The organism is Pseudoruegeria sp. SK021 (assembly GCF_002119405.1).
GTDB lineage: Bacteria > Pseudomonadota > Alphaproteobacteria > Rhodobacterales > Rhodobacteraceae > Meridianimarinicoccus.
Window position 1 is genome coordinate 18,599 of record NZ_MTBG01000021.1, and the last position, 14,165, is coordinate 32,763.

Here is a 14,165-nt window from a genome sequence, read left to right on the forward strand (position 1 = left end):
TTGCGGTTTTGCCCAAACTGGGCGGGTCCTTCGCAGCAGATTTGACCGCGCTTCCAACGGTCACGTCATGGAGATCAGCGCATCCGACAGCAGAACCGGATCATAAAAGTCGGGCCTTTCCTTCTTGCGAAGGGTCAGGCGCAGAACCTGAATATGATGAACTCGCCCGATCTGACGGGCCATATCGGCGTCGACACTGTTTGCATCGCAGAGGATATGGCTGATCAACCGCACTGCCGGGACTTCTGAACCGGCATCGCGGCGCAGAGCCGACAAAAGCGCGTCGACCTGATCCAGGAGTGATAGTCCCAGGCACTCCGGGTCAGTTCCCAAGCTGGGCACATAGACTTTGGGGACATCCTGCGCCGCGATTGTGGTGCCGACCAGTTCGGGCAGCAACGCCGCGATCACGCTGGAATATAGACTGCCGGGAGAATAGCAGATCAGATCGGCCCGCTCGATCAGTTTGCGATTGCGTTTCGGCAGTCGGACTGCAGAGGGTGGAACTTCCTGTTTCATGTCCGTTAGAAACAACCGCTTGATTGGGTGGCGCAACGGTGCTTCTTCTTTGCCGGTCAATTGGCGCTGACCAAGGACCCTACTCCCATCCGCAAGGTCGGCCCCGATGTGGAAATTCACGTCGGCCACAGCCCGGACCGTGCCCAGAACGTCGACCATCTTGGACATAAGGAACAACACGGGCTCCAGCGCCCGGTCATTTGCAAAATAGCCGCCCGCGAGGATCAGGTTGCCGACACTGGCACGGCAGAAATCGAACCCCTTTGGTTTGTGGTCATCAAATACGCGCAACTGCGCCAAAATCAATCCGCGCATGGGCTGAGGCACCGCTTTCATCAGCCGATGCTGGCCGGATCTCAATGCATCAAATTCGCGGTTTAACTCCTGCTCGGTCGCGCGTTCCGGTAGGCGATGGGTAAACAGCGCATAAATCTCGGGCTGTCCCAACTCCGTCTCGTCCGCCAAGGCCATCAAACGACTGCGCAGATCTCCAACCGCTGGCATGTTGAAGGCATCGCGCAATCGCCGAGAACTACCGCCGTTGTCGAACGGGGTAATGAGGTGGACGGAGTTATGAGTGTAGTTTTTAAGACTACGCGACGTGTCGTTGAGCGCACTTCCCCCGCTGAAAAACACCATCCGTGGACCCAACCCCGGAGAACTTTTCGCGCGGGCAATTCGCAGCGCATCCGGGAATTCGGCCCGTCGGGATACGAGAGCATTAGGCACGCGGCGGTTCTCCCAGTTGGAAAGTCTGTTACACCGCTTCCCTACAGGTTTTGGAAGACCGACGGTATGTTCGGATGGACAGTTTTTTCAAGGGCAGCCGGATGCGGGCGTCTTCCGCGGCAACGACGGCGAAACAGTCGATGGCAGATGACGTGGACCCGGCGCTTCTGACGCTTTGGACGGGATGGTCACCTCGCGGGCCTTGGGACGATGTTGAGGCCGGACAATTATGGCGGCACACAGGGTCACACGTCACGCCGGATCGTCGTTCGATCTGCGTGGCCCGATCAGCAGCGCGGCATCCCGCGCCTTACCGCAAAAGAAGATCACCCAATCCTACAATTGTAGGGTAATGACGGCTTTCGCACCGGGTCAGAACCGTGAAACACTGGCGCACATCTGGCCACGTAGCGCGGGGTCTAGGTCTGTAACGAATGGGCTGCCCGATCTGCAGGGTGACGGAAGGTTAGGCCAACACATGCGGTTGCGCGAGGGCTTGTCATGGATCGGCGCAGCAGCCACACTGACCTTTCCCTGCGGTGACGTGGGTGGGCTTCGTTCGGATGAGCTACGCGCCAAGCACGTCAAGCCGGACGATCTACATCCGGACCTGCCGCCCACCCCGCCATCCTGACTTTAAGAAATGACCGCGCGTGATCCGATTTCTACATTCCTCTGACCTGCATCTTGGCAAACCATTTGGGCGCTATCCCGAAGATGTCCGGGTCCCGCTGCGACAGGCGCGGGCGCAAGCCGTAAATGTGCTGGCCGATCTGGCGCGGGCGCATCACGCAAGCCACATTGTGTTGGCCGGGGATACGTTCGATCAAACCACCCCTGCCCCTCGCATTGTCCGCCACGCCATGAACGCCATGCGCGAGGCAGCCCATGTGAGGTGGGTTTTGATGCCCGGCAACCATGACCACGCCAATGCGACAGAATTGTGGCGACAGATCCGACTGGATGCGCCTGAGAATGTGATCCTTGCCACCGAACCGGCGCCGATTTCATTGTCCGATGACGTCACCCTATTGCCAGCACCGCCCACTGACCGCCATCCGGGACGGGATCTGACGGAATGGTTTGATACTGCCCCGACCGGCGACGCCCTTCGGATCGGTTTGGCGCACGGATCCGTGACCGATTTCGACAGCAGCGAAGATGGCGGTTCTGCGGTCATTCCGCCAAACCGCGCCCGCCGGGCAGGCCTTGCCTACCTCGCATTGGGCGATTGGCACGGCCAATTGCAGATCGGCCCCGAGACTTGGTACTCTGGCGCGCCCGAAGCGGATGGTTTCAAGCACGACAAGACGCCATCGGCCCTTTTGGTCGAGATCGCCGGACCGACGGCTCCGGCCCGGGTAACCCCAGTGCCCACCGGCACGATGCGATGGCAACGCAGTGTGATCAACCTGACCGAAGGCGTGACCCCAGAGGCGATGCTTGCCGCTGTCCTGCCATCTGTGACCGATCGGGCGCGGACCCTGCTTGATCTGGTTGTCACCGGGCGGGCGCGCGCCCCGGACCGGGTGACACTGGAACGGGCGATCGCCGCCGCCGCACCTGACTTCTTGTGGCAGCATGACGACCTGAGCGGCCTTGGACTGATCCATAACACCGACGATCTGGATGTGATCGACGCCCAAGGCGCATTACGTGCCGCTGCCGAAAGCTTGTCGCGCGACGCCACTGACCAATCCCGCAGCCCCGAGGACCGGGCTACGGCTCAGACCGCGCTGTCTCTCCTCTTCAGCTATGCATTGGAGGATTGAGTGAAACTTCTCGCCCTGCATCTGACGAATGTGCGCAAGTTTACCGGAAAACGCGCCTCGATCACCGGGATCGGTGATGGCCTCACCGTGGTCTCCGAGGCCAATGAGTTTGGAAAATCCACCTTTTTCGACGCAATCCACGCCCTGTTTTTCGAGAAGTACAGCGCCACCGCCAAGACGGTGAAATCCTTACAGCCCTATGCGGGCGGTGCGGTCGAAGTGGCGGCCGAAGTCGAAACCGACCAAGGTGTTTTCCGGGTAGAAAAGCGCTTTCTGTCCCGCAAGGGCGCAAAAATTATCCGGCAATCAGATGCGGCGATCGTGGCGCAGGATGACGAGGCCGAACGCTGGATCAAAGAGGTCTTGGGTCAGGACGGCACCGGTCCGGCGGGGCTGTTATGGGTCCGGCAAGGGCTGGTCGGTCTAGAGCCGGATGCCGCAGCGGAAAAGGCGCTTTTGATCGATACACGCCGCGATCTTCTGTCATCAGTGGCGGGAGAAATCGACGCGATGACCGGGGGCCGCCGTATGGACCGGGTGATGCGCCGCGTGGCGCAGGATCTGTCTGAAATTACCACGGCAACCGGGAAAAAATCGGGGGCGTGGAAAACCGCAGCAGAAGATGTTGCGCAACTGGAACAAGACTTGGCACTGGTGACCGAACAGGTTCGCGACCTTGATGCGGCATTGACCGCGCGCAAACAGGCCGAAAGTACACTGACGCGCCTTGATGATCCGGTCGCCAAAGCCCGCCGCGAGGCCGCGCGCAAACAGGCGCAGGACGCAATGGATGCCGCAACCGCGCAGTCCCAAAAGATGGCCACGGCACGCGGGGCGCAGGATCTGGCAGCGCTTCATGCGAAGAACGCGACCCGCGAACTCTCTGGGTTCCTCACCGCTGTAGACAGTTTGACCGCGGCCGAAGCAGAGGCCGAAGCCGCAAAACAGGCCGCGCGAGATGCAGATGCGATCGTGGCCCGCCGACGCGCCGATCACGACACGGCGCAATCTGCTCAGGACGCCAGCGCCCTAGCCGTGGCCACAACCCGCAAGCAGTTAGAAGCCGCCCGCCAGCAGATCGACGCCCGCAAAGCCAAAGGTGACGCGGCACGGTTAACGGACCTCATCGCCAAAGCCACCGCGGCAATGGCCGGTCGCGATGCCGCTCGCGCCCGCGTGACAGCATCGAAGGCAACGTCGGCTTGGTTGGCGGATGTGGACAAGGCAGGCGCAGCGCTTCAGACCCTTGAGGCAACGGTTCAGGCCCAGTCCACCACCCTCAGCATGGCCTATACCGGTGCGGTGCAGTTGCGGCTGAACGGCGCGGCTGTGCCCGCAGACCACCCCATTGCCTTGGACGCCTTGTCCGAGATCGACATCCCGGGCGTCGGCCGCATGACACTGCGGGCGCCGTCCAGTGGACGCGCCGCCAAACACCAACTGGCCACGGCCCAAAGCCGTCTGATCGAGCTTCTGGCCTTGGCCGGGGCCGAGACGCTGGATCAGGCCCGCCAACTGGCCTCTGCGCGACAGGACGCGGCGCGCACTGCCTCTGGCGCCGACGACATGCTCGACCTGCTGGCCCCCGACGGCATCGACGCGCTGCGGCAGGCCTTGGCCGAGGCCGCGTTGGCCGCAAAGTTGGCCGACGACGCCCCCTTGCCCGCGTTGGCCGATCTGGATTCCGCGCTGTCGGAAGCCCTGGCAACCGATACCAACGCACAACAGGCCCATAGCCGTGCGGCAAAGGCCCATGCCGCGGCCCGTGACGTCAGCATTCGCAGTCATGCCGCCGTCGCCGCCGCCGACAAGGCCTTAAACGCAGCCCGTGGCGCGGTGGGGGCCGAAGACAATCGAGAGGCCCGGCGCACGGCCCTGCTGTTGGCCGTCGCCCAAACCGATACAGCCCTATCCGCGGCCAAAGAGGCGGTCGCAGAACTGGCCACCGATGCCCGCGATCTGGCGACCGCAGAGGCCGAATTGACCCGGGCCACCGACGCAATCGACAGCACCGCCGCCCTTCGCGCCAAAACCGACCGGACGCTGGCTGAACTGTCCTCGAAAATCGAAGAGCGGGCTGGAAACGGCATTGAAGAACGGTGCAGCGAACTGGAGGGAAAATTGCTGTCCGCTCAGGCCACCGAATTGGGGCTGGCGCGGCGTGCTGCCGCCCTCACGTGCCTGCGGGATGCCCTGTCCGCACAACGCAATGCCGCGCGCGACACTTATTTCGGACCGGTTCAGGCCGAACTGACTCCACTTCTGTCAATCTTGCACCGCAACGCAACCCTTAGCTTCGACAGCAAGACCTTGCTGCCCTCAGGACTGACCCGCGATCTGGATGATGAAACGCTGGACAATCTGTCCGGCGGCACCCGGGAACAAATCGCGATCCTGACCCGGCTGGCATTTGCCCGCCTGTTCGCCAAACAGGGCCGGCGGATGCCCATCGTGCTGGATGACGCGCTGGTCTATTCCGATGACGACCGGATCATCAAGATGTTCACCGCCCTAACTCGGGTGGCGCAGGATCAGCAGATCTTGGTGTTTTCCTGCCGTCAGCTTGCGTTTCAGGATCTGGGCGGTGCCCGTCCGATGGTCACGGTCAGCGACGCCTGATCCCGCCGCCCACGACCCTCGGGCCATGGGCGGCGGCAACATCAAGTCATGGCGGCCCCGCCGGTTGCACCGTCACCGGCACGAGGCGCGGTCATCGCATCGTGTTCTTGCCGCAACCGTTTCGACGCCATGCCGGGATCTGAGCCCCAGACGGCAATCCAGCGGTAGAACACAGGCGTCAAAAACAGGGTGAACACGGTGGCGAAGCCAAGGCCCCCGACAATCACCCAGCCAACGGCGATACGGGCCTCGGCGCCGGCACCCGACGTCAGGATCAATGGCAAGCCGCCAAACACCGTTGAGACCATCGTCATCATCACGGGTCTGATCCGCAGCCGCAACGCATCCCGGATGGCGCTGTCGATATCCTGACCGGCCTCGCGCAACTGATTGGCGAATTCTACAATCAGAATGCCGTTTTTGGCCATGACGCCGATCAGCATCACCAGTCCGATCTGGCTGTAATAATTCAACGACCCACCGCTAAGGGAAATCGCCAACAGCGCCGCGGCAAGCCCGAACGGCACCGTCAGCATGATCACAACGGCACTGGCAATGCTTTCAAACTGCGCCGCCAGCACAAGGAAGACCACAACAAAGGCCACGCCAAAGACCAGATACATCGACGATTGGCTGTCGCTTAGACTGGCGGCTTCCCCGGTAAACACCAGCCCCATTCCATCCGGCAGCGTCTCGGCTGCAAGCTCGGAAAGCCGCGCCATTGCCGCGCCAAGATCAACCCCCTCGGCAAGGTTCGCCTGCGCCGAAACCGCCAGCGATCCGCCTTGCCGTTCGAGCATCGATTGGTTGACCACTGGCACCAGCGTCGCCGCGGCCGATAGGGGAACATAGGCGCCACTGGGCAGGCGCAACTGGATCGAGTCAAGATCCGAGGGGTCGTCAATGGGGGGACCGCCCGGAACGAGGGTCACATCCGTTTCGATATTGTCGCTGAACACGGTGGCGGCGGTGGTGCCTTGGATCATGGCGCCAACGGTTTTGGTGATTTCCGCATCGGTCAGGCCAAACACCCGCGCCATGTCAGGATCGACCCGCACCTCGAATTGTGCTTGCACGGAATCGTTGGACAATTGCGGATTGAAGAAGGTGTCATCCTGTCCCATCGCCGCCACAAGGGTTGCTGCCGCTTGGGTCATGGCCTGCACATCATTTCCGGTCACCGCAAACTGAAGGCCCTGTCCACCTCCGCGAATGTTCAGGCTGTTGGTTGATCGGGCACTGGCCTGAACGCCGGGCACCATGGTCAATTTCTCGCTGATTTCAGACACGATCTGGGCTTGCGACCGGTCGCGCGCATCCCAGTCGGGAAGCCGCACAATAATGAACGCACTGGTTCCGCCACCAACGCCGATGATGCTTTGGACTGCTGTGACTTCGCCGCTGTCGCGATACGGGGTCAGGATATCCTCGATCAACGCAACCTGCGTATCCAGATAGGCGATCGTGGTGTCCGGAGCGCCCCGCGCTTGAATCAAGAAGAAGCCCCGGTCCTCGGTCGGCGTGATGCTGGAGGACAAGGTCCCGGCGGCCCCGGCAGCGATGATCGCAAAGCCGCCCGCGACGGCCAGCACGATGATCGGCATTCGGATGGCCCGATCCATGACATGATCGAACGCGCGGGCGGCCCAGCTGGGCTTGACCGGCACGGCCGGTCCAGCGCCGGGTTTGCCTGGATCTAAAAACGCCGCCATGACCGGTGCCAATGTCAGCGCGGTGATCGACGACAAGGTAACAGCAAAGGCCAGAACAAAGCCGAACTCGCTGAAGACGCCGCCTGCTTGACCGGGCAGGAAAGAGATCGGGATGAACACCGCCGCGAGGGTGGCTGTGGTCGAGATCACGGCAAAGAAGACCTCGTTCGTACCGGACGCCGCCGCAGCGAACGCCCCCATGCCCTGTTTACGTTTGCGCACGATGTTTTCGATCACCACGATGGAATCGTCGACCACCATGCCGGTGGCCAGCACCAAGGCCAAAAGGCTGATGGTGTTGACGGAGAAATCCATGATCCAGATCGCGGCGACCGTGCCGATCAAGGCCACCGGGATGGTCACTGCGGGGATCAGCGTCGCCCGGGGCGAGCGCAGGAAGGCATAAATCACCGCAACGACGATGATCGTGGCCAGCCCGATCGACATGGCCACCTCGTTGATTGATCCCTCAATAAACGTGCCGTCATCCGAGGTGACGATCAGTTCAATGCCGTCGGGCAGCGCGCCTTGCAACGCTTCCACGGCGACGCCGACATCTTTGGAAATCGACAAGGTGTTGCCGACCGATTGGCGGGTGATGTCAATGCCGACCGCCGACTGGCCGTTGACCCGTGAGACCACGGCGCCATCTTCTGGCAGATGGCGAACGAAGGCCACATCAGACACGCGGGCATTGGCATCAATAGGAACCTGCCCCACCATGGAGGCGGTCACATCGGCATTGCCGACCCGCAGCGCAAGGGTCTGCGACGCGGTCTCTAGCTGGCCAAGCGGCGTGTCGTCGCGCAAGGTGGCCAACGCATCCGAGACATCAAAGATTGTCATGCCCCGGCTCAGCAAGGCAGGCATATCCAGTGTCACCCGAAATTCTTTGGACTGGTCGCCGCGCACGGTGACCTCGGCGATGCCGTCAATGGTCGACAGCGTGTCATAGACCACGCCTTCGGCCAAAAGGGTCAAGTCCTCAAGTGTGGCATCACCGACAAGGGCCAGACGGATGATGGCGTCGGCGTTACTGTCGCTTTTCGTGACCGTCGGATCATCGTCGATTTCGTCGGGAAGATTGCGCAAGGTGCTGGAAATAATCTCGCGCGCTTCATTGGCGGCAACGTCGACATCGGTGCCATCGGACAAATCGATGGTGATCCGGCTGGATCCGGTGGTCGATTCCGACTCCATGTACGAGACGCCATCAAGGGCGCTCAGCGCGTCCTCCAGAACCTGCGTGACCTCACGGTCAACCGTGTCCGGCACCGCCCCGTCATAGGTGGTCCGCACCGACAAAACCGGCTGATCGACATCCGGCATTTCCCGCACATCGACCGAAACCAAAGCGGCCAGACCGGCGATCAGGATCAGAAGGTTGATCACGATGCCCAAGATCGGGCGCGCGACGAAGAGATCGGTCAGCCCCGATGTCCTTTTGATGAGGTGTGGCTTGGTCATGACGGCCCCGTCGACGTGGCTTGCGGTTGGGATTGCGGTTCGGCGCTGGCCGTCGCTGGCGTGGTTCCGGGGCGACGCCCCCCTGCCGGGGCTTTGCTGGTGGTTGCAATACGCGTGCCCGCCCGTAATTTTTGCGCCCCTTCGGAGACGATCATCGCCCCTTCAGGAAGATCGGCGTCCAACCAAACGCTCTCGTCCTGACGGAACAGGATCGTGACCGGGACTTGTTGCGCGACCCCGTCGGCATCGATCCAGACGCTGGACCCGTCACGGGACCACGTAATCGCGGTCGAGGGCAGCATCGGCAATGGTGCGCTTTGCTGGATCAAGCGCACGGCAAAGGTCATCCCCGGCCACAATTGCCCGTCCGCATTGTCGATCTCGGCCTTCACAGTGACACTGCGCGTGACCGGATCAATCCGGCTGTCGAATGAGACGATCTGACCCGCGAACACCCGCCCGGTAAAGGCAGAGGTCGAGGCGAGAACCTCTTTCGCCTCGGCTAGCAAGCCAATCGCCCGCTCGGGCAATTCAAAATTGATGACCAGCGTCTCTGACTGGTCAATGCTGACCACGAAGCTGTCATTGGTCAAGGCATCGCCGACGTCCACATCGCTGAGACCAAGACGGCCAGAGATAGGGGCGCGGATGGAGCGGTCTTCCACCGCGACCTCGGCCAGTTCAACTGCGGCCTCGGCCAGTCGCAGGGCGATGCGGGCTTCCGACAAGGTGACATCGGTGACCGTCGAACTGCCGTTTTGGCGCAGGCGCTCATACCGATCCACGATGTCCTGTGTCTGTTCCAGTTCGGCCTGCGCGATGACCAAGTTCAGGGCCTCGGTCCGCGCGTCGAACCGCACCAATACGTCGCCCTCTTCCACGTCGCGATTGGCCGATAGGTGGGTTTCGATGACGGTGCCTGCCGTGTCCGACCGCACATCGACGCTGTGCCGTGCCGACGCCGTGCCAATCGCATTCAGAATGCTGTCATAGGGCCGCATTTCAAGGGCGGTTGTCACCACGGTCGTGGTTCTGGACCGGCCCCCCCCGGGCCCGCCGCCGGGCCGTCCGCCCGTGGCGACGCCAGATGGGGCTTCGGTGCTGCCTGCCTGCGATCCTGTGCTCAAGGTGCCCGTCTCTGACGTGACCATCGCCAAAAGCGGTGCAGGCACCCCGAAGGTCACCACATAGGCCCCGGCCAAAGTGGCGGTTGCCACGACCAATGTTAACAGTCTGCGCATGCGAAGAGGTGTCCTTGTCAAAGCCTTTGACCCATTGAACGCGGCTGCGGTGGGTTTCCGTCGCGCTGACATCACTTTTTTATTCGGCCGGAATGGCGCCTCCTTTTGCGCGCGGTCACACTTCGACACACAATATTTACAGCCGCCCCGTGAGGCCTTTTCGACAAACCGAGACCTTGGTGCGCACTGTAAGACGTGCGCAGTTCGGATGCGCGAAACATCGCCGATCTTCCACGTTGTCGCGAGTGTCCTCCAATTCTTCAGGAACTTCCGCACCAGCTTGAAGTTGATCCACCACAACATAAGGAGGACCTGAAATGGACCACGTTACGCAAACCAACCTAGTTTCTTCGTCGGACGTCAACGGTACAGAAGTGTTTGGCCGCGACGGTTCCCACATCGGGACCATCGACCATCTGATGATCGATAAGCAGTCCGGGAAAGTTGCTTATGCCGTCATGGGCTTCGGCGGATTCTTGGGCATCGGTGAAGATCATCGCCCGGTGCCGTGGAGCAAGCTGCACTATGACCTCAGCAAGAACGGTTTTGTCACCGACATCACTGAGCAGGATGTAAAGGGCGCGCCGGAACGTCAGGAAAACTGGCATGCCGACCGCGATTGGGAACAACGCACCCACGACCATTACCGGGCCCAGAACTACTGGCTCTGATACGCCCTCGACTGTTCGGGAGCGGCCTTCCACCGAAGGCCGCTCCGCTTCATTTGACCTGTTGAATGGACCAAAAGCTCTTCAATCTGGCATTGCTATTTTAGTGCGCGTCCAGTGCGATTAGACCGCCTGCGCTTTGGGTCTATCCGACGACCCTTCCCCCAGAAATTCTTTCAAAAGGTTGATGTTGCGCGGAAGCCCGCGCACATGGACGCGGTCACTGCCGGGCACGCAAGGTGGCCATGTCGGCAGCGTTCCAGAGGCGACATACTGGATCAACCGCTCCGCCTCTGGCAGGCTGTCATCGATGAAATAATCGGTCCCGGTTGTGCGCAGCGTCAGGGCTTCAGACATTCCCCCTGCGGCGCGGCCAGTCAGGCGGCAGGACGCATGCACCACCACATCGTCTGCATGGCGCACCAGATAGCCAGAGGCGCGGCAGGCTCGGGCGATTTGACGATCCTCCCCACACCGGATCGGTTCAAACCCACCGACCGCATCATAGCACGTGGCACGAAGGGCCAGACTGGCTCCTGCGGCGTCACCGTGCGTGCCGTCAATGTCTGCGCAGCCCGCGGCGTATCGGGAAAAGACCTGTTGGACCAAACGGCGATACTCCCCCTCGCGGGTGGCCGCGACGCGGTCCATCTTGTCCAGAATTGCGGCCTCTTGTGCGATGACGTCGATCCTGCCGCACACCAAGTCGGCGGATTGCAGATGGGCAATGTTGCGCACCACCCAGTTGGGGGTGACGATGCAATCGGCATCCGTGGTCAACAAAAAGCGCAGCCCCGGCATCTGGCGACGGGCATGGGCGCAGCCAATTCGACGGGCCAGACCGACACCTTGATCCGGGGGAAGGTCCACAGTCAGAAGGTCTAAGTCGATCCGGTGCTGCGCCGCGACGCGTTGCGCCACCGCCCCTGTGTCATCGACCGTGTTATTCACCACCAGAACCACACGCACACGGCCTGACATTTGCCCTGCCAAAGCGGTCAAACAGGCTGCGATCCGATCCGCCTCGTCCCGTGCCGGGATGATGATAGCAGTGTCGTTGGTTGTACTCTGCGTCATGCTGAACCTTTCGGCAATCCACGGTCTATGCGGTAACTTTCGGTCTGGCGGCAACATTGAAAACCATGGGTGTCCAGCGCCCCAGTAAACAGAGCAACGGCATCGGCCCCCTGCAAATCATGGCCGGACCGGCCAAGCCATGTGACGCAGATCACCTCTGCCAGAGGCCATTTTCCCGCGATGTCTGACGCCAGGTGTCGAAGGCTTGCCTCATCGAGGAAATACAGGATTTCGGACAAGATCACGAGGTCGAACCGGTCATCGGGCAGGTCGCACGGATAAAATCCGCGCACAAACCGCCCTGTCGGCACGGCCACCCGAGCGGCATCCAAGGCTTTGCCGACCGCATCCATCCCGGTGTATCGAAAGGCGATCTCAGCCATGTGCCGGGCCAGCTGACCGTTGCCGCATCCCAATTCGAACGCGGACTGATACCGGTGCCGGGACAGGGCAGCGCGGGTCGCTTTGAACTTGGCCTGTTCATAGGCGCTATGCTCAAACCCCCACGGATCATGCGAGTTGGCGTAGAGGCCCTGCAAATGGTCTAACCCGACGCCCATCATGGCGTCCTCCAAAACACTTCGTCTTCGGCGACAAATTTTTCGACGAAGGCCGGGCTCATGACGAAGCCATCCGGGTCGTCGGGAATGACGTGCCCAAGCTGTGACTGATGCGCCTGAATGGCGGCATTTTTTTGGGCCTTACGTGGTGCGGCAGCAAGGAACAGAGGCGCGTAGCCGTGGATGGCCCGGTCGAAATCTGGATCGTCCCACCGGCTCCAGACCGGATAGCTGTAGAACGACCACTCTGGACGGCGGGTCCTAAGATGCGCCGCAATCTGCGCGGTTGCCTTGTGGTCCGCGTGATGATCGTCAGAACTTGGCGCAAAGACATGCTGCGCACCCAATGCCGTGATCCGCTCGTCCAGATCCGCTGCGACGGCGGCAAAATCGACCTGATGCAGCCGACTGTCGGGCCATCCCAACCATGTCAGATCATTGGCCGTGCCACCCAATTCTTGGATCGCCCGCGTCAATTCTGCTTTGCGGGTCCGCGCCAGCCGGACTGGGGACCATTGCTCAGATCCGAGATGGCTGGCGCTGCCGTCGGTCATGCAGATCACATGGCCACCCGCACCGGAAAAGGCCTGCGCCAAAAGCGTGCCGCAAGCCAGCGACTCGTCGTCTGGATGCGGTGCCAGCACCACGATCCTGTGCTGGCCATCAAAACCCGCAGGCAGGGATTGTGTCCGCTCGAGGGTCATTCAAAGACCCCCCATAGGGCTGCATCTTGCCCCAACGCGACTTCGGCTGCCCTTTGTAGAAACGCATCCCGCGCCGCCTGCCGCAGATAAACCGACAGGTCACGGGCCCTGCGCCCGGTCTCAGACGTTCCGGTGAAATGGACAAGGCCTAGACTTTGCTCCACTGCGCGGATGGCGTCCAATGCCACCTCTTCGGTGAACAACCGGGCCGAGATCGATGTGCTGACGATCTGATCTGCCGAGCGATCCGGCTCTGATGCGGCGACCGCCGCCCGTTCAACCAGCGCCATACCGGCCCAGACCCGCGTCAGCACGCTCATCAAGCGCGCTTTTTGTGCCTCTGCCTGCATCCGGTCCATGGCCCGCAGTCGGGCGGCGGCGCAGTCAAGCAACCCTGCTGCGGCGCCAATCTGTAATGCGGCGATCCGCCAAACTCCGCCGACAAAGTACGGCTCTTTCAGATAGTCCCCCGGCCCGCCGAGCCATTCACAGCTGGACACCGGCACGCCGGTGAAGTCATAGCGCCCAGACGCGGTTGCTTTCATGCCCAGCATATCCCATGCCGAAGCATCGGCGCGCTGCGTGTCCGATACCTCTACCAGCGCCAACCGGACCTGCGGCCCTGAATTCACCGTGACAATGGCGTGGGTGACCGCGCCAAGGCCCGAGGCAAAGCATTTGCCTCCGCTCAACTGGGTATCACCCGGCCCGGTGGTCAGTGGCGGCTCGCCATCGGCGCCCCAGACACCCAAAAACGCCCCGTTCAGAATCTGGTGGCGAACCGCGCTTTTCAACGGCGACGCCCCGTAAAGGTCAATCAGTTGCACGGCGTTGATGTGCCCTTCCAGCAGCCGCCCCATGCTGAGGTTCGCCGCACCCACCCGCATCAGCGCCCGTGCGGTGCAGTCCGGCGTTAGGGTCCAGGCCCCGGACAGCACGCCCGCCTCGCGCAATAAATCAACCGAGGCGGCGATCGGGCTGTCACCGCGGTCTTCGCCGCGCGCGGCCACGGACAAGGCTTGCAACAAAGACGGTTCCAGCGCGAGATCACTGGGGGGAGGCGCCGGTTGAGATCGAAAACGGGAAAACACTGTCAT

11 protein-coding genes are annotated in these 14,165 nt (G+C 61.8%); 4 read left to right on the forward strand and 7 right to left on the reverse strand.

Annotated elements, in window-relative coordinates; genetic code table 11:
- Positions 1-60 precede the first annotated feature (60 nt).
- Positions 61-1,248 carry a GAK system CofD-like protein gene (locus tag BV911_RS12830; protein WP_240512240.1) on the reverse strand — a complete coding sequence of 396 codons (1,188 nt, stop codon included), beginning with the start codon at positions 1,246-1,248 and terminating at the stop codon, positions 61-63.
- A gap of 478 nt (positions 1,249-1,726) precedes the next feature.
- Between BV911_RS12830 and BV911_RS19575 the strand changes: the two genes are divergently transcribed.
- Genes BV911_RS19575 through BV911_RS12840 form a run of 3 tightly spaced genes read left to right on the forward strand, consistent with a single transcriptional unit; the run spans position 1,727 to position 5,639 of the window.
- A complete protein-coding gene (locus BV911_RS19575) occupies positions 1,727-1,882 on the forward strand; it encodes a hypothetical protein (RefSeq protein WP_168184065.1) in 156 nt (51 codons plus the stop codon).
- Positions 1,883-1,901: 19 nt separating this feature from the next.
- Positions 1,902-3,020, forward strand: a complete 1,119-nt coding sequence (locus BV911_RS12835; protein WP_086054022.1) for a DNA repair exonuclease — start codon at positions 1,902-1,904, stop codon at positions 3,018-3,020.
- Positions 3,021-5,639, forward strand: coding sequence for an AAA family ATPase (locus BV911_RS12840; protein WP_086054023.1), 2,619 nt, complete (start codon positions 3,021-3,023; stop codon positions 5,637-5,639).
- A gap of 41 nt (positions 5,640-5,680) precedes the next feature.
- On the opposite strand, the gene BV911_RS12845 is transcribed toward BV911_RS12840, so the two are convergent.
- Complete coding sequence (locus BV911_RS12845) at positions 5,681-8,818, reverse strand: efflux RND transporter permease subunit (RefSeq protein WP_086054024.1); 3,138 nt, start codon at positions 8,816-8,818, stop codon at positions 5,681-5,683.
- The gene (locus tag BV911_RS12850) at positions 8,815-10,059 is read right to left on the reverse strand and encodes an efflux RND transporter periplasmic adaptor subunit (protein ID WP_086054025.1); all 1,245 of its coding nucleotides are present in this window, start codon (positions 10,057-10,059) and stop codon (positions 8,815-8,817) included. Before BV911_RS12850 ends, BV911_RS12845 begins: the two co-directional genes overlap by 4 nt.
- 317 nt (positions 10,060-10,376) lie before the next feature.
- Between BV911_RS12850 and BV911_RS12860 the strand changes: the two genes are divergently transcribed.
- Positions 10,377-10,730, forward strand: a complete 354-nt coding sequence (locus BV911_RS12860) for a PRC-barrel domain-containing protein (protein ID WP_086054027.1) — start codon at positions 10,377-10,379, stop codon at positions 10,728-10,730.
- A 120-nt stretch (positions 10,731-10,850) separates the two neighbouring features.
- Here BV911_RS12860 and BV911_RS12865 read toward each other — a convergent pair whose 3' ends face one another.
- From BV911_RS12865 to BV911_RS19580, 4 genes are read right to left on the reverse strand one after another with little or no spacing between them, the layout of a single operon-like run.
- Positions 10,851-11,804, reverse strand: coding sequence for a glycosyltransferase family 2 protein (locus tag BV911_RS12865; protein WP_168184066.1), 954 nt, complete (start codon positions 11,802-11,804; stop codon positions 10,851-10,853).
- Positions 11,801-12,367, reverse strand: coding sequence for an SAM-dependent methyltransferase (locus BV911_RS12870; protein ID WP_240512241.1), 567 nt, complete (start codon positions 12,365-12,367; stop codon positions 11,801-11,803). The genes BV911_RS12865 and BV911_RS12870 overlap by 4 nt, the downstream gene beginning before the upstream one ends.
- A complete protein-coding gene (locus BV911_RS12875) occupies positions 12,364-13,068 on the reverse strand; it encodes a PIG-L deacetylase family protein (protein WP_086054030.1) in 705 nt (234 codons plus the stop codon). The genes BV911_RS12870 and BV911_RS12875 overlap by 4 nt, the downstream gene beginning before the upstream one ends.
- Positions 13,065-14,165 carry an acyl-CoA dehydrogenase family protein gene (locus BV911_RS19580; protein WP_086054031.1) on the reverse strand — a complete coding sequence of 367 codons (1,101 nt, stop codon included), beginning with the start codon at positions 14,163-14,165 and terminating at the stop codon, positions 13,065-13,067. The genes BV911_RS12875 and BV911_RS19580 overlap by 4 nt, the downstream gene beginning before the upstream one ends.

Excerpts from the sequence above, each read along its gene's own strand:
- BV911_RS19575 (WP_168184065.1), top strand. The coding sequence starts at position 1,727 with ATGCGGTTGCGCGAGGGCTTGTCATGGATCGGCGCAGCAGCCACACTG.
- BV911_RS12845 (WP_086054024.1), bottom strand. The coding sequence starts at position 8,818 with ATGACCAAGCCACACCTCATCAAAAGGACATCGGGGCTGACCGATCTC.
- BV911_RS12850 (WP_086054025.1), bottom strand. The coding sequence starts at position 10,059 with ATGCGCAGACTGTTAACATTGGTCGTGGCAACCGCCACTTTGGCCGGG.
- BV911_RS12860 (WP_086054027.1), top strand. The coding sequence starts at position 10,377 with ATGGACCACGTTACGCAAACCAACCTAGTTTCTTCGTCGGACGTCAAC.
- BV911_RS12865 (WP_168184066.1), bottom strand. The coding sequence starts at position 11,804 with ATGACGCAGAGTACAACCAACGACACTGCTATCATCATCCCGGCACGG.
- BV911_RS12870 (WP_240512241.1), bottom strand. The coding sequence starts at position 12,367 with ATGATGGGCGTCGGGTTAGACCATTTGCAGGGCCTCTACGCCAACTCG.
- BV911_RS12875 (WP_086054030.1), bottom strand. The coding sequence starts at position 13,068 with ATGACCCTCGAGCGGACACAATCCCTGCCTGCGGGTTTTGATGGCCAG.
- BV911_RS19580 (WP_086054031.1), bottom strand. The coding sequence starts at position 14,165 with ATGACAGTGTTTTCCCGTTTTCGATCTCAACCGGCGCCTCCCCCCAGT.